Origin of the sequence: Duganella sp. Root336D2, assembly GCF_001425005.1 — a bacterium.
Lineage (GTDB): Bacteria > Pseudomonadota > Gammaproteobacteria > Burkholderiales > Burkholderiaceae_D > Rugamonas.
Map to the genome: position 1 here is coordinate 786,090 of NZ_LMDB01000012.1, position 14,785 is coordinate 800,874.

18 protein-coding genes are annotated in these 14,785 nt (G+C 62.1%); 11 read left to right on the plus strand and 7 right to left on the minus strand.

The features are described 5' to 3' along the window. Positions 1–2: 2 nt before the first annotated feature. Both ASD07_RS13760 and pgi read right to left on the minus strand, forming a co-directional pair. On the minus strand, positions 3–896 hold the full coding sequence (locus tag ASD07_RS13760; protein WP_055930867.1) for an SMP-30/gluconolactonase/LRE family protein: 894 nt from the start codon (positions 894–896) through the stop codon (positions 3–5). After that, positions 893–2,542, minus strand: coding sequence for a glucose-6-phosphate isomerase (gene pgi, locus ASD07_RS13765; RefSeq protein ID WP_055930870.1), 1,650 nt, complete (start codon positions 2,540–2,542; stop codon positions 893–895). Before pgi ends, ASD07_RS13760 begins: the two co-directional genes overlap by 4 nt. Positions 2,543–2,729: 187 nt before the next feature. Here pgi and edd point away from each other — a divergent pair, with 187 nt between their 5' ends. The 9 genes from edd to ASD07_RS13810 all read left to right on the plus strand — a co-directional run bounded on the left by edd (position 2,730) and on the right by ASD07_RS13810 (position 9,942). Continuing rightward, positions 2,730–4,652, plus strand: a complete 1,923-nt coding sequence (gene edd, locus ASD07_RS13770; RefSeq protein WP_055930873.1) for a phosphogluconate dehydratase — start codon at positions 2,730–2,732, stop codon at positions 4,650–4,652. Position 4,653: 1 nt separating this feature from the next. Continuing rightward, complete coding sequence (eda, locus tag ASD07_RS13775) at positions 4,654–5,274, plus strand: bifunctional 4-hydroxy-2-oxoglutarate aldolase/2-dehydro-3-deoxy-phosphogluconate aldolase (protein WP_082507298.1); 621 nt, start codon at positions 4,654–4,656, stop codon at positions 5,272–5,274. Further along, on the plus strand, positions 5,274–5,786 hold the full coding sequence (locus tag ASD07_RS13780; protein ID WP_200953795.1) for a Rhs element Vgr protein: 513 nt from the start codon (positions 5,274–5,276) through the stop codon (positions 5,784–5,786). The genes eda and ASD07_RS13780 overlap by 1 nt, the downstream gene beginning before the upstream one ends. 31 nt (positions 5,787–5,817) lie before the next feature. Then, a complete protein-coding gene (locus ASD07_RS13785; protein ID WP_055930879.1) occupies positions 5,818–6,426 on the plus strand; it encodes an RDD family protein in 609 nt (202 codons plus the stop codon). A gap of 46 nt (positions 6,427–6,472) precedes the next feature. Beyond that, positions 6,473–6,763 (plus strand): hypothetical protein, encoded by a 291-nt coding sequence (locus ASD07_RS13790; protein ID WP_055930882.1) that lies wholly within the window; start codon positions 6,473–6,475, stop codon positions 6,761–6,763. Positions 6,764–6,810: 47 nt separating this feature from the next. Further along, entirely contained in the window at positions 6,811–8,067 is a 1,257-nt protein-coding gene (locus ASD07_RS13795) for a DUF3667 domain-containing protein (RefSeq protein ID WP_055930885.1), read from the plus strand. 81 nt (positions 8,068–8,148) lie between these two features. Next, on the plus strand, positions 8,149–9,204 hold the full coding sequence (locus ASD07_RS13800) for an acyl-CoA dehydrogenase (protein WP_055930888.1): 1,056 nt from the start codon (positions 8,149–8,151) through the stop codon (positions 9,202–9,204). After that, positions 9,201–9,581: a hypothetical protein gene (locus ASD07_RS13805; RefSeq protein WP_055930891.1), complete on the plus strand. Its 381-nt coding sequence runs from the start codon at positions 9,201–9,203 to the stop codon at positions 9,579–9,581. The genes ASD07_RS13800 and ASD07_RS13805 overlap by 4 nt, the downstream gene beginning before the upstream one ends. Before the next feature lie 10 nt (positions 9,582–9,591). Then, entirely contained in the window at positions 9,592–9,942 is a 351-nt protein-coding gene (locus tag ASD07_RS13810; protein WP_055930894.1) for a DUF3147 family protein, read from the plus strand. Positions 9,943–9,956: 14 nt separating this feature from the next. Here the strand turns inward: ASD07_RS13810 and ASD07_RS13815 are convergent, their stop codons facing one another. The 3 genes from ASD07_RS13815 to ASD07_RS13825 are packed head-to-tail and all read right to left on the minus strand — an operon-like array spanning position 9,957 to position 11,907. Then, on the minus strand, positions 9,957–10,913 hold the full coding sequence (locus tag ASD07_RS13815; protein WP_055930896.1) for a GGDEF domain-containing protein: 957 nt from the start codon (positions 10,911–10,913) through the stop codon (positions 9,957–9,959). Further along, positions 10,910–11,539: a chemotaxis protein CheC gene (locus tag ASD07_RS13820; RefSeq protein WP_055930899.1), complete on the minus strand. Its 630-nt coding sequence runs from the start codon at positions 11,537–11,539 to the stop codon at positions 10,910–10,912. The genes ASD07_RS13815 and ASD07_RS13820 overlap by 4 nt, the downstream gene beginning before the upstream one ends. Positions 11,540–11,541: 2 nt before the next feature. Then, positions 11,542–11,907: a response regulator gene (locus tag ASD07_RS13825; protein ID WP_055930902.1), complete on the minus strand. Its 366-nt coding sequence runs from the start codon at positions 11,905–11,907 to the stop codon at positions 11,542–11,544. 68 nt (positions 11,908–11,975) lie between these two features. Between ASD07_RS13825 and rpiA the strand changes: the two genes are divergently transcribed. Both rpiA and ASD07_RS13835 read left to right on the plus strand, forming a co-directional pair. Next, positions 11,976–12,653 carry a ribose-5-phosphate isomerase RpiA gene (gene rpiA, locus ASD07_RS13830; protein ID WP_055930905.1) on the plus strand — a complete coding sequence of 226 codons (678 nt, stop codon included), beginning with the start codon at positions 11,976–11,978 and terminating at the stop codon, positions 12,651–12,653. Positions 12,654–12,674: 21 nt separating this feature from the next. Beyond that, positions 12,675–13,037 (plus strand): hypothetical protein, encoded by a 363-nt coding sequence (locus ASD07_RS13835; protein ID WP_055930907.1) that lies wholly within the window; start codon positions 12,675–12,677, stop codon positions 13,035–13,037. Positions 13,038–13,148: 111 nt separating this feature from the next. On the opposite strand, the gene ASD07_RS13840 is transcribed toward ASD07_RS13835, so the two are convergent. Further along, positions 13,149–13,421 (minus strand): oxidative damage protection protein, encoded by a 273-nt coding sequence (locus ASD07_RS13840; protein WP_055930909.1) that lies wholly within the window; start codon positions 13,419–13,421, stop codon positions 13,149–13,151. A gap of 24 nt (positions 13,422–13,445) precedes the next feature. Beyond that, the gene (gene argA, locus ASD07_RS13845) at positions 13,446–14,756 is read right to left on the minus strand and encodes an amino-acid N-acetyltransferase (protein ID WP_055930912.1); all 1,311 of its coding nucleotides are present in this window, start codon (positions 14,754–14,756) and stop codon (positions 13,446–13,448) included. Between the last annotated feature and the right edge of the window lie 29 nt (positions 14,757–14,785).

Sequence of the window (14,785 nt, forward strand, 5' to 3'; positions counted from 1 at the left end):
CTTCAATCCAAGTAAGCGGGCTCGATGCGGCCCGCCACGGGCATGCGCACCGACAGCAATTTGCCGCTGAGCGGGAAGGCCGCCAGTTCCTCGGCCGGGCGTTTGCCGGCCGTGGTGATGTACAGGGTGCGCAAGTCCGGGCCGCCGAAAGCCACCATGGTCGGGCAGCGTACCGGCAGGCGGATCTCGTCAAGCTGGTCGCCCTGCGGCGACAGCTTGAGGATGCGGCCGCCTTCGAACATGGCGACCCAGTAGTTGCCTTCGCTGTCGACTGCCGCACCGTCCGGGCGGCCGCCGTAGTCTGCGGCGGATTTGTCGGTGCTGAAGCGGCGCACGTCGCGTTCATCGCTGACGGTGCCGGACAGCAGGTCGAACGCAAAGCGCGTGACGCGGTGGCTCGCTGTTTCGGCATGGAACATGGTTTTGTTGTCAGGGCTGAATCCCAGGCCATTCGAATTGACCATGCCGCCGGACCAGACCTTGCGCACATTGCCTCGTTCGAGGACATACATTTCCGCCGCCGGTTTGTCGCGCGGCTCGTAGATGGTGCCGCACCAGAAACGGCCTGCCGCGTCGCATTTGCCGTCGTTGAAACGGGTGGTGGACTGGTCGAAAGGCGCTTCCGCCACCAGTGTCAATTCGCCGGTGCCGGGGTTGAAGCGGGAGAAGCCGCGGCGCTGGGCGACCATCAGGCCGCCATTGGCAGCGCGCGCCAGCGACGACGCTTCGCTGTCCACTTTCCATTGTTCGTGCTGGCCGCTGGCGGGGCACAGGCGGTGGATGGCAAAGCCTTCGATATCGACCCAGTACAGGGCATTTTCGTCCGGCGCCCACAGCGGGCTCTCGCCCACGGTCATGGTGGCGTTGCAGGCGACTTCGACCTGGTAGCTGTTCATTCGATCTGGGCCGACTTGGCCATCACGATCAGGCCGTTGGTCGAGCTGTCATGGGCTTCCGGATCGACTTTGCCGGTCAATTCGGACTGGATTTTCCTGGCCAGCACCTTGCCCAGTTCCACGCCCCATTGGTCGAAGCTGGCGATATTCCAGATCACGCCTTGCACGAAAGTCTTGTGCTCGTACAACGCGATCAGCGCGCCGAGCGTGGACGGCGTCAGCTGGTCCATCAGGATGGTGTTGGAAGGACGGTTGCCTGGGAATGTCTTGTGCGGCACCAGTTCTTCCATTTCGGCTGGCGGCACGTTGGCGCCTTTCAGTTCTGCGCGCACTTCATCTTCGGTCTTGCCCTTCATGAAGGCTTCCGACTGGGCGAAGCAGTTGGCCAGCAGGGCGTCGTGGTGGCCCGGCAGGTCGTGGGTTGCGCGCAGGGCGGCGATGAAGTCGATCGGCGTTGCGTCGGTGCCCTGGTGCAGGAGCTGGAAGTAGGCGTGCTGCGCGTTGGTGCCGCACTCGCCCCAGACGATCGGGCAGGTCGGCGTGTCGACCGGCTGGCCGTTCCTGGTCACGCGCTTGCCGTTGCTTTCCATGTCGAGCTGCTGCAGGTAGGCCGGGAAGCGGTTCAGGTCCTGGTGGTAAGGGGCGATGGACAGCGAAGTCGCGCCCAGGAACTGGCGGTTCCAGAAGCCGACCAGGGCCAGCAGCACCGGCATGTTCGCCTCGAGCGGCGCTTCGCGGAAGTGTTCATCCATGGCGTGCGCGCCTTCCAGGAATGCCTGGAAGTAGCCGAAGCCGATCGCTATCGCAACCGACAGGCCGATTGCCGACCAGACGGAGTAACGGCCGCCCACCCAGTCCCAGAACGGGAACATGTTTTCGGGATCAATGCCGAAGGTGCGCACGGCGTCGGTATTGGTGGAGACCGCGACAAAATGGCGCGGCAGGTCGGCTTCCTTGGCCTTGGCCAGGAACCAGCTGCGCGCCGTTTGCGCGTTCAGCATGGTTTCGGCAGTGGTGAAGGTTTTCGAGGCGACGATGAACAGGGTGGTCTCGGGATTGACCTGCGCCAGCACCGCATCCATATCATGGCCGTCGACGTTGGAAACGAAGTGCATCTTCATACGCGGATGGCAGTATGAGCGCAGGGCCAATACAGCCATCTTCGGGCCCAGGTCGGAGCCGCCGATGCCGATATTCACCACGTCGGTGATCGGCTTGCCGGTATGGCCCAGCCAGCCGCCATTGCGCACCTTGTCGGTAAACACCTTGATGCGGTCCAGCACTGCGTGCACGTTGCCGTTCACGTCCTGGCCGTCGACTTTCTGCACCTTGCCGCGCGGCATACGCAGGGCGGTGTGCAGCACGCCGCGGCGTTCGGTAATATTGATTTTTTCGCCGGCAAACATGGCGTCGCGCTGCTCTGCCACGCCGCGCGTGCGGGCCAGGTGCACCAGCAGATTGATGGTCTCGTCGTCGGCGCGGTTCTTGGAGTAGTCCAGGAACAGGCCTGCCGCATCGACCGTCATGCGCGGGAAGCGGCCCGGGTCCTTCTGGAACAGCTGGCGCATTTGCCATTCGCGGGCATCGTGGGCGTGGATTTCGAGGGCTTGGTAGGCGGCGGTGGAGGTCAGGGCGGGCAAGCGCATAATGTCCTGTGGCATAGGGATTTATGAATTGTGTTTAACTATACAGGAAAAACAGGTAAATTCACTACAAATCTTTTTGTGCGTCGGCATATCCAGGGGCTTTGCAGTGTAATTCGACCCAATGGGAGCGCTCGCAATTGGAAATTTTGTAGTAAAATTTCCTGAAATTCATTGATAAGGAACGATCATGCCGTTGCATCCAGTCCTGGAAAAAGTCACCGCACGCGTCATCCAGCGCAGCCGCGTTTCCCGCGGCGCCTACCTGGCGCACCTCCAGGCGGCCCGCGTCAAAGGCCGCACCCAGCGTGGCACCCTGTCCTGCACGAACCTGGCGCACGGTTTTGCCGCGTTCCCGGCAAACGATAAGCTGATCCTGAAGGAAGTGAAGCAGCCTTCGGTGGCGATCATCTCTGCCTACAACGACATGCTGTCGGCACACCAGCCGTTCGAGACCTTCCCGGCCATCATCAAGGATGCTGTGCGCAAGGTTGGCGCGGTGGCGCAGTACGCGGGCGGTACGCCGGCCATGTGCGACGGCGTGACGCAGGGCCAGCCGGGCATGGAGCTGTCGCTGTTCTCGCGCGACGCGATTGCGATGTCGGCGGCGATCGGCCTGTCCCACAATATGTTCGACTCGGTGCTGTACCTGGGCGTATGCGACAAGATCGTGCCGGGCCTGCTGATCGGCGCGCTGCACTTTGGCCACCTGCCGGCGGTGTTCGTGCCCGCCGGCCCGATGACTTCCGGCCTGTCGAATAAAGACAAAGCTGCTATCCGCCAGCGCTATGCGCAAGGCAAGGCGAGCCGCGAAGAACTGCTGGAAGGCGAGTCGCAGTCCTATCACGGCGCCGGTACCTGCACCTTCTACGGTACCGCCAACTCCAACCAGCTGCTGATGGAAATCATGGGCCTGCACCTGCCGGGCGCCGCGTTCATCAACCCGGGAACGCCCCTGCGCGATGCGCTGACTGCTGCTGCGGCACAGCGCGCGGCGCAGATCACGGAAATGGGCAATGAGTACATCCCGGTTGGCCATATCGTGGACGAGAAGTCCATCATCAACGCGGTGGTCGGCCTGCTGGCTACCGGCGGTTCGACCAACCACACCCTGCACCTGGTGGCGATTGCCAAGGCGGCCGGCGTAGTGATCGACTGGGACGATTTCAACGAGCTGTCGGCCGTGGTGCCGCTACTGTGCCGCATCTATCCGAATGGCGATGCCGACGTGAACCACTTCCACGCCGCCGGCGGCACTGGTTTCGTGATTCGCGAACTGCTGGATGCCGGCCTGCTGCACGATGACGTGAACACCATCCTGGGCAAAGGCCTGCGCGCGCATTGCGCCGAACCGTTCCTGAGCGACGATGCCAGCGGCGTGATCTTCAAGGAAGCGCCGCTCAGGAGCGCCGACGAGAAGGTGCTGCGCGGCGCTGCCGATCCGTTCTCGAAAGACGGCGGCATGGTGCTGGTGCAGGGTAACCTGGGCCGCGCCATCATGAAGGTCTCGGCCGTGAAGGAAGAGCACCGCATGGTTGAAGCACCGGCGCTGGTGTTCGATTCGCAGGAAGCCTTCATGGCTGCCTACAAGGCCGGCACACTGGACCGCGACTTCGTGGCGGTGCTCCGCTTCCAGGGTCCCAAAGCCAACGGCATGCCGGAGCTGCACGCACTGACCCCGGCATTGGCGAACCTGCAGGATGCCGGCCGCAAGGTGGCATTGGTGACCGATGGCCGCATGTCCGGCGCCTCGGGCAAGGTACCGGCCGCGATCCACGTGTCGCCGGAAATCCTGGCCGGCGGCCCGCTGGGCCTGGTGCGCGACGGCGACATCATCCGCCTCGATGCGGCAAGCGGTACGCTGGAAGCGCTGGTGTCGTCGGACGTATGGCATGGCCGCTCGCTGGCGCTGGCCGACCTGTCGCCAAACCAGATCGGCATGGGCCGCGAGCTGTTCTCCATGTTCCGCACCAGCGTCTGCGCGGCGGAGCAGGGGGCGACCATGTTCCCATTGCCGTCCCCGATCCCGACCACCGTGCCGCTGCACGGCGAAGACAATGTGGGCAATACCGTGCCCGGTTCCGATGAAGATTTCCTCGCAAAGAAAGCTTGAAATGACCCTGCTCGAAATTATGCGTACCTCGGCCGTGATCCCTGTGATCGCGATTGACGACCCTGACCACGCCGTGCCACTGGCGAAAGCCCTGGTGGCAGGCGGCATCCGCGTGCTGGAAGTGACCCTGCGCACCCAGCACGGCCTGGGCGCGATCCGCGCCATGAGCCAGGTGGAGGGCGCGATCGTCGGCGTCGGCACGCTGACCCAGCCCGAGGAATTCGCTGCCGCGCGCGATGCTGGTGCGGTGTTCGGCGTGTCGCCGGGCCTGACCGATGCGCTGATCGGCGCTGCCAAGTCGAGCGGCCTGCCGCTGCTGCCTGGCGTCATGACGCCATCGGAAGTGATGAAGGCGCGCGAGCAGGGCTTCAAGCAGCTGAAGCTGTTCCCGGCCGTTCCTGCCGGCGGAGTCGGCATGCTGAACGCGATTGCCGGTCCGCTGTCGGACGTGGTGTTCTGCCCGACCGGCGGCATCTCGCAAGACACCGCGCCAGCCTTCCTGTCGCTGAAGAACGTGGCCTGCGTGGGCGGCTCCTGGCTGACGCCGAAAGACGCCATGCAAGCCGGCGACTGGGGCCGCATTACCGCCATCGCCAAAGCGGCAAGCGCACTGCGCCACTGATGGAAGTCATCGCCCGGCCGCTAACGTCGGGTGAGATCGCGCTGGCCCGGCTGGTGTTCGGCGGCGCGATCGACTACCAGCGGGTGCGCATTCACAACACCCGCTTTATTCCCTTCCTGCAGCGCAAAGACGTCTGCATCACGCCCAACGGCGAACTGTATTTCCACATTTCGCGCTACCGTCCGGACTTTTCCCTCGCTACCGAAAGTGAAAAGCATTGGTTCATGCACGAGATGGTCCATGTCTGGCAGCATCAGCTTGGCTATCCCGTGATGTGGCGCGGCGCCATCCGCCTTGGCTTGAGCTACGACTATGAGCTTGCGCCCGAATTGCGGCTATGCGACTTCAATATGGAAGCGCAGGCCGAAGTGCTGGCCGACTACTTCGCGGTGGTCTACCTGCAGAAGCTGGATGCCGGCCTGTATAACGATATGCTGCGCGACTTCTTGCGCGACCCATCCTCGCCAGCCAACCTGCCACGTATATTTTTTGCTAATGGTGTGATATCGTAGTTGCTTTAAAGCACATTTTTCGTGAACTCCCATGCATAACCCTTATCAGGCCCCCGTTGCCGACCTGGATGTTCCTGCGCCGGAAGACGGCAATGCAATCCCGAACGTTGGCGGCTTCTGGCTGCGCGTCGGCGCAAAAATCATTGACCTGCTGGTAATGTCGCCGATTATCGGCCTGACATATTGGCTCAGTTCCCTGTCCCGCTCCTTCTATCTGTGGTCGGTCATTCCATCCGTGCTGTTCGCCTTGTTCTATTCGGTTTACCTGGTGCGCCGCTACGGCGGTACTCCTGGCAAACTGGTGTTGAAGCTGCGCGTCCAGATGAAGGACCATTCGCCAGTCACGTTCATGGCGGCCCTGATTCGTGAAGCGCCAATGATGTTGATGGGGGCGGCGAGCAGTTTCGGACTCGGCCTGGCTGCACTTGCCATGGATGATGCGGCTTACCACGCTTACGGCTTCTTTGAGCGCAGCACGGTGCTGGCAGCGTCGGGACCAGGCTGGGTGTCTGCGATCAGCTTGCTGATTAATGTCTGGACCTGGGTTGGTGTCATTGTCATGCTGGTTAACAAGCGCCGCCGCGCCGTGCATGACTTCCTGGCCGGCACCGTCGTCGTGAATGTCAGCAAAACGCTGTGAGCATTTTCCGAGAAGGCGCTGCTGTATTTTCCGGGCTCGAAGCCAAATGCCTGGGCGCCGTCCGTCACCTCTAGCCGGCGCCCTGGTTGGCGTACTGCTGGGGATCCTGCTTGGCGCGATGGCCAAGGGCGCAACGATCGGCTGGGAGCAGGGCGAGGGTGTGTTGGCCTTGCCCGCTGCGCTGCTCGGCATGGTGTCCGCACCAATATTTCTCTTTGTCGACTTGGTATCCGTGTCCGGCAAAGGTCCGCCGGCATCTCTGGTCGTACTGCCATGGGCAGGGATTGGCGCCGTCCTCGGAGGAATTGTGGGCTTGCTTAGCAATAAAGATCAATAATTTGCTAACATCCAAGCTTTGCATTTGGCGGAGTAGCGGCGATGGGGATGGAGATTGAGGTAGCAGGCGACCTGGTGACAGCCAGCCTGGTGGCCAAAGAGGTCGAAGGCGATGCCGGCAAGCCCGGCGAACACGCACACGGCGCTTCATGCGCCAACTGCGGCACGCCAGTCCCCGCCAATTATTGCGGCAGCTGCGGCCAGAAAGGCCACTTGCACAAGTCGGTTCTGCACTTGGGCGAGGAGCTGGTCCACGGCCTGCTGCACTTCGATACCAAGGGTTGGCGCACCTTGCCGCTGCTGGTGGCACGCCCGGGCCAGCTTACCCGCCGCTACATCGACGGCCAGCGCACGCGCTTCGTTTCGCCGCTGGCGCTGTTCCTTTTCATGATGTTCTTCATGTTCTTCGTCTTCTCGCTGACGATGGGCACCAGCTCGGGCCCGAGTACGGGCAAGGTCACCGATAGCAAGAACGGCAAGGCCGCCTTCGAGCAAACGATGAATGAGAAGATCGCTGAGCAGAAAAAAGCGATCGCCGAGGCGGAGTCGGACCTCAAGGATGCGGAACCCGGCACGTCGGAAGTCCCGAAAGCGCAGCACAGGCTGGATGAAGCAAAGAAGGCGCTGGACGGGCTCAATATCGCCCTGGCATCCGGGAAAATTGCCATGACCGGCACCGCCAAGTTTACCGAAACGATCAAGCCGGCGCCCAAAGCTGCAGGCAAGGAAACTGCCAAGGAAGCTTCCAGGGAGGCCGTAACCCCGGCGGAAAGCGCGAAGACTAAGGAACCGGGCATCATCCAGGAAATCCTGCATGATGTCACCGAGGGGCTGACAGACCAGGACATGGCTGGCAGCAAGGAAGCAAAACATTCCGAAGTTGGCTGGATCAGCAAGGGCATCCAGCACGCGGTCAGTAACCCGGAACTGGCGCAGTACAAGCTGAAGAACGCGGCCTACAAATACTCCTTCCTGCTGGTGCCGATCTCGATGCCCTTCCTTTGGCTGATGTTCTTCTGGCGCCGCGGTGTAGCGATGTACGACCATGCCGTGTTCTCGCTGTATTCGCTGTCGTTCATGTCGCTGCTGTTCACCATCGTCGCGACACTGAGCTACTTCGACTACGGTGGCCTGGCTGCATTCCTGTTCGTCTTTATCCCGCCGGTGCACATGTTCCTGCAACTGCGCGGCACCTACAGCCTGTCGCGCTACGGCGCCTTGTGGCGCACCTGCTTCCTGCTGTTCATGACGATCATCGTGCTGACCACGTACGCGCTGGCGGTGCTGGCGCTGTCAGCCACTTAAGATTGGCCGAGTCAAGCGGGATGGTTCACGGCATTGGAGTCTCCAAGGTTAGAATGCCCGCAATTCTGAAGCAGGTTGCAAATGAAAGTTGACTTCAACGCTATCCGGGCCGATGCGGCCGGCGCGGAAGCTGCGGGCTTCCTGCTCGCTGGCCAGCAGGCACTGATCCATCAACAGGGTTGGCTGAAAATGCTGGCGCCGCGTGCCGCAGGCGGGGCGGAGCTGCCGCTGCCGCAAGTGGTGCGGCTGGAGGAAGCTATCGCGGAGGCGGATGGCAGCATGGGGTGGGTTGTAACCCTGTGCGCGGGCGCCGGCTGGTTTGCGGGTTTCCTGGCGCCGGATACGGCGCGCGAAGTCATTTCGACGCCGCAGGTTTGCCTGGCAGGCAGCGGGGCGCCGACCGGTTTCGCTGATAAGGAAGGCGAGGGATATCGGATTACGGGCCGCTGGGACATCGCCAGCGGTGCGCCGATGGCTACGCATTTCACACTCAATGCGGTGCTGCGCGAGAACGGCCAGCCGCTGGCCGGGCCGGATGGCGCACCGAGGATTCGGGCTTTCGTTGTACCGGCGGCGTTGGTGGTGGTTGAGCCGACCTGGCGCAGCTTTGGCATGAAGGGCTCTGCGTCGCACGCCTACCGTATTGAAGGCGCGTGGGTGCCGGCACGCCATGGATTCATGATTGACCCTGCCCATGCAACGGCGCCGGGCACGCTGTATCGCTTCCCGTTCATGTTGCTGGCATGGGTGACGCTGGCAGCCAACTTGTCCGGCATGGCGCGGCACTTCCTGTCGTTGGCGCGGGAAATCGTTGCGGCGCGCCGCCAGCCGCCTGCCAGTGCACCGGATGCGCTGGCGCGGGCTGCCGTGGCGCTGGAGGGAGCGCGTGAACGCATGTACGCATTGCTCGACCAGGCCTGGGCGCAGGCTGGGGGCGAGGGCAATGGCGGTTGCGTCGACGACGCGCTTGATGCGCAGTTGCGCGAAGCTTCTATGGCATTGGTGCTGGCGGCACGCCGGAGCGTGGGCGAGATTTACCCGTACTGCGGCCTGCGCGCTGCGCAAGAAGATTCTGAGATCAACCGTGTCTGGCGCGATTTTCATACCGCCAGCCAGCATGCCTTGTTCACACCATGATTGAATTCCTGTTTGAGCTGATCGGCGAGTTCCTGATCCAGGTGGTGGTGGAAGCACTGGTGGAACTGGGCTTTCATTCGTTCGAAAAATCGCCTCGCCGGCCGCTGAACCCTTTGGTGGCGGGCGTCGGCTATGCATTTTTCGGCGTTGTTGCGGGCGCGATTACACTCTGGCTGCTGCCGGATCACCTGGTGCGAAATGAAGTCCTGCGCAAGCTTAACCTGCTGCTTACGCCGCTGGCTGCCGGGGGCATGATGTGCCTGATGGGCGCATGGCGCGCGCGCCGCGGCGACGCTGTGCTGCGTATCGACCGTTTCGCTTATGGTTATGTATTCGCGCTGTCGCTGGCGCTGGTTCGTTTTGTTTTTGCGCACTAGGAGGTAAACGATGACCTGGCTGATTTTCAAATACCTGGTGACGGCCGGCGTCGTGGTCGCGGTGTCGGAATTCGCCAAGCGCAGCGACCGCCTGGGCGGCTTGATCGCCGCGCTGCCGATGGTGACGGTACTGGCGCTGATCTGGCTTTACGTTGAACGGCAGCCGCAACAGAAGATTGCCAACCACGCCTGGTACACCTTCTGGTACGTGCTACCGACACTGCCGATGTTCCTGTTTTTTCCATGGCTGCTGCCGCGCCTGGGTTTCTGGCCGACGCTGGGCGCCTGCGTGCTGCTGACGATCGCCTGTTTCGCCCTGTTCGCGATGTGCGTGCGGCGCTTTGGGATCGAATTGCTCTGACGAGGAGCACAGCCTCAAATCGAGTGCACGCGGTTGCGGCCGCAGGCCTTGGCCTGGTAGAGGGCGCGGTCGGCGGCGTTAATCAGGTCGTATACTTCGCCGGCATTGCTGCTGTCGCTGCTGGCGACACCGATACTGATGGTGACGATGCGCTCGTCCGTGCGCGATGCCTGGTGCGGGATGCGCAAGTCGCGCACTTTGCGGCACATGGCGTTGGCCATCATCACCGCGGCATCGGCCGGGGTGTCGGGCAGGACTACGGCGAATTCTTCGCCGCCATAGCGCGCGAACAGGTCGGCCGGGCGCTGCTGCATGGTCGATAGTGCGGACGCCACTGCTTCCAGGCAGGCATCGCCTTGCTGGTGGCCGTAGTGGTCGTTGTAAGCCTTGAAGTAATCGATATCGAGCATCATCAGCGAGAGCGGAGTGCCGACCCGCCGCGCGCGCCGGGTTTCACGGTCGATCGCCATGTCGAAGTGGCGGCGGTTGGCGACACCGGTCAGGTCGTCCAGCAAGGTTTGCGAGCGCAGGGCCACGGCCTGTTCGCGCAGCAGGTTTTCGCGCTGCACGGCGGCGGTTACGTCGCTGACCTGGATCAGGCAATAGCGTTCACTATTGCCCAGGTTGAGCGGGGTGACCGTGATCTGCTGCTGCATGCGTTCGCCCTTTTCGGCGGCGGACTTGCTGACGTAAAGCGGCAGCGGCCAGCGGTTCAGGGTCTGCGACAGCAAGGAGGGCAGGTTGCTGCGCAGCGCCTGGCCGATGGCAGCTTCCAGCCGTTTGCCGCGCTGTTCGGGGAACAGGTCGAAGAAGCTGCGCTCCAGCGTTTCGGTGCCGAGCACGCCGGAGTGGCGGTCCATCCAGCGGTTCCACAATACCACGCGTTCCTTGGTATCGAGCACCAGCGTGCCCACGTCAATGCAATCGATAACGCCCTGCAGCAGCGGCAGGGATTCGACTGAAGATGTCATGGCTGCGCTCCGCCGACGGAGCGGTCGAGGAATTCGGCCACATGCTGTTTCAGGCCGTGCAGTGCTGTCACGTCCATGATGAAGGCGATATCGCCGGCGATTTGCTGGCGCTCGATGACGAACTCGATATGCAGCATCAGCACCGCGGTCTCGCCGCTGCCGGCCAGGGCAAGAATCTCCTCGCTGTAGCCAAGGTGGTAGTCCGGCAGCGAGCCATGCAGCTCATGCCCGAGCAGGTTGGCCAGCGAGCCGACGCAGCTGTTCAGCAGGATATTGCCGATCTCGCTCATCGCTTCCTGTTCCATGGCCGACAGTTCAGCCAGCGGCATGGCTTCGCCCACCATCAGCCGTACGATTTCCTGGCTCTTTTCCTCAGGGAACATCAGGATGGCTTCGGTTTCGAAGGCGCCGCTGTAATGCTGGCTGATGCCGCACAGGCGGCCATTGCCGCCGCTGCGGCTGGTCAGCAGTTTGGCGGCCGTGGCACGGGTGAGGAAGCTGATGGCAGGCACCGACATGGTGACCGTTTCGTTGACGATCTCGCTCATGGCGGAGGCCGCCTGGCCGACGCCAATATTGAACAGCTCGACGAGGGCGTCGTGCTCCAGTTCGGTAAGCCGGACCATGGTCAGGCTTCCAGCGGCGCAATCAGTTGCGCAATGCGCTCGGCGGTGATCGGTTTCTCCATGAAGCCCACGCCGATCTCTTCGGCGCGCTGGCGGGTCGCGGCCTGGACGTTGGCGGTCAGCAGGGATATGTGGGCATTGGGCAGCATCGCACGCAGCGCGGCGGCGGCATCGACGCCATTCATGCCCGGCATGTTCACGTCCAGCAGCACCAGGTCGGGCTGTAATCCTTCGGCCTTGGCGATGGCTTCATCGCCGGTGGCAGCTTCCTCTACAACCCAGTCGGCGTGGCGCACCTGGATGTGCTGGCGGGTCAGCATACGCGACACGCGGCTGTCATCCACGATCAATACGGTACTTGGCTTCATTGGCGTTTTTCCCGGGTCAGTTGACAGTTCGGATAAAATAGGCAACCTTTATTGAATCCATTGTAACTATGACGCAAGACAAATTGAAACAGGCTGTTGCTATTTCGGCGATCGAGTACGTGATCGACGGCGAAATCATCGGCGTTGGCACCGGTTCCACTGCGAATTTCTTCATTGATGAACTGGGCAAGATCAAGCACCGCATCAAGGGTGCTGTTGCCTCGTCGGAAGCGACTGCAGCGCGCCTGGCCGGTCACGGCATTCCTGTCTATGATCTTAACGAGGTTTCGGAAATCGCGGTGTACATTGACGGCGCCGATGAGATCAACGCGGCAGGTCACATGATCAAAGGCGGCGGCGCAGCCCTGACCCGCGAAAAGATCGTGGCTTCAGTGTCGAAACAATTCGTCTGCATCGCAGATGGTTCCAAACTGGTAGAGACCCTGGGCAAGTTCCCGCTGCCGGTTGAAGTGCTGCCGATGGCGCGCAATGCGGTGATGCGCCAGCTGGCAGCCCTCGGCGGCCAGCCGAAAGTGCGAACCAAGGCCGGTTCCGACGAGATTTTCGTGACCGACAATGGCGGCAATATCATCGATGTGTCCGGCTTGTCGATCACTGACCCGGTCGCGCTGGAAACCCGGGTTAACCAGATCGTCGGCGTAGTTGCCGTCGGCTTGTTTGCGGCGCGTGGCGCCAATGTGTGCTTGCTGGGTACCCCGGACGGCGTGCGTACCGTCAAATACTGATTCATCCTTTAGAAAGAGCCCATGAAACGATTTTTCCTGCTGTTGCTTGCTGCTGGTGTGCTGAGTGCTTGCGCTACTAAAAAACAGGTGGCCCAGGCGCCTGTGAAGCGTAAAGCTGTGCTGGAGGCGGAGGCTGTTGCCAAGCGCTCCATGATCGATGGCGTGCCTGTAGAGAAGGTGGAGTTCCGCCCAGGTGTTTCGTCGACAACGGTGGAGCGCCTGGCCAATGCGGAAGAATGCCGCGGCGGACGCGGTGCCGGGCTGGTGACTGAACGTGGTCCGGTGGAAATTTACCGGATGACTTGCAGCAATGGGAAAGTGTTCATGGCGCGCTGTGAGCTGCGCCAGTGCGCGCCTATGAATGGGGATGTAGCGAGCCGCTGAAAATAAATGGGGACGTCCCCCATTTATTTTCAGGCGCTAGGGGGTACGTAGCCGGTTGCCTGGTCGGCGCCTTCGCCGAAGAAGTTAAATGGGGACGTCCCCCATTTATTTTCAGGCGCTAGGGGGTACGTAGCCGGTTGCCTGGTCGGCGCCTTCGCCGAAGAAGTGCTTTTCCATCTGCGCGGCCAGGTATTTGCGTGCGCGCACATCGGCCAGGTTCAGGCGGTTTTCGTTGACCAGCATGGTCTGGTGCTTGATCCAGGCGGCCCAGGCTTCCTTGGAAACGGATTCATAAATGCGCTTGCCCAGTTCGCCCGGGTATGGCGGGAAATCCAGGCCTTCGGCTTCCTTGTTCAGTTTGATGCAGTGGACGGTACGTGCCATCTTCGGTGCTCCTAAAAAAATCGATTATAAGGTCTTGATCAAGACTTGCGACTTGCGCTGCCAGTTGTAGAGGCGCTGGCGGTCTTTCGGCAGCGCGTCGACCGTGGCAGGGGCAAAGCCGCGCTTGATGAACCAGTGCGCGGTGCGGGTGGTCAGTACGAACAGCTTGCTGATGCCCTGCGCCCGGGCGCGGTTTTCCATGTGCTTCAGGATACGCTCGCCGTCGCCCTGGGTTTGCACGTCGGGGTTGACGGTAAGGCATGCCATTTCGGCCATTTTTTCTTCCGGGAAGACGTATAGTGCTGCGCAGCCGAAGATCACGCCATCGTGCTCGATGACCGAGAACATCTCGATTTCGCGTTCGATCAGTTCGCGGCCGCGCTTGACCAGGGTGCCGTCGGCTTCCAGCGGTTCGATCAGCTTGATGATGCCGCCCACGTCTTCGATGGTGGCAGGGCGCAGCGATTCCAGGTTCTCATGCGAGATCATGGTGCCCACGCCATCGTGGGTGAACAGTTCCAGCAGGGCCGAGCCGTCCATCGCGAACGGTACGATGTGGGCACGCTCGACGCCATTGCTGCAAGCCTTGATGCAGTGCTTCAGGTAGTAGGCGGTGGCATCGGGCAGGAAGCCCGCCTGCAGCACGGCTTCAGCCTGGTGCGAGGACAGTTCGCGGATTTCGGTGCCGCCGGCGTCGGTCATCATGTCGGTTTCGGTGATGAAGACCAGTTTGTCGGCGTGCAGGGCGATGGCGGCGGTGCAGGCCACGTCTTCCATCGTCAGGTTGAAGGTCTCGCCGGTCGGGGAGAAGCCCAGCGGCGACAGCAGCACCACGCCGTCCGAACCCATGATGGAGTGGATGGTTTCCGCGTCCACCTTGCGGGTCAGGCCGGTCAGTTCGAAGTCGACGCCGTCAATTACGCCGAGCGGGCGGGCGGTGATGAAGTTGCCGGAAATGATACGGATCGCGGCATGCGACATCGGCGTGTTCGGCAAGCCCTGGCTGAAGGCGGCCTCGATGTCGAGGCGCAGTTCGCCGGCGGCTTCCTTGGCGCATTCCATGGCCGCCGTGTCGGTGATGCGCACGCCGTTGTGGAAGCGGCCTTCCACGTTTCGCAGGGCGAGCTGCTCGGCGACCTGGGGCCGTGAGCCGTAGACCACGGTAACGTTGATGTCCAGCGCGTGCAGCAGGGACAGGTCGTGGGCCAGCACCGAAAGGGCACCGGCGGCAACCAGTTCACCAGGGAAAGCGACCACGAAGGTCTTGCCGCGGAAAGCGTGGACGTAAGGCGCTACGGAGCGCAGCCAGGAGACGAATTGGATAGGGTTTTCCATTATCCGCGCATTATAATGCGCTGCGCGGT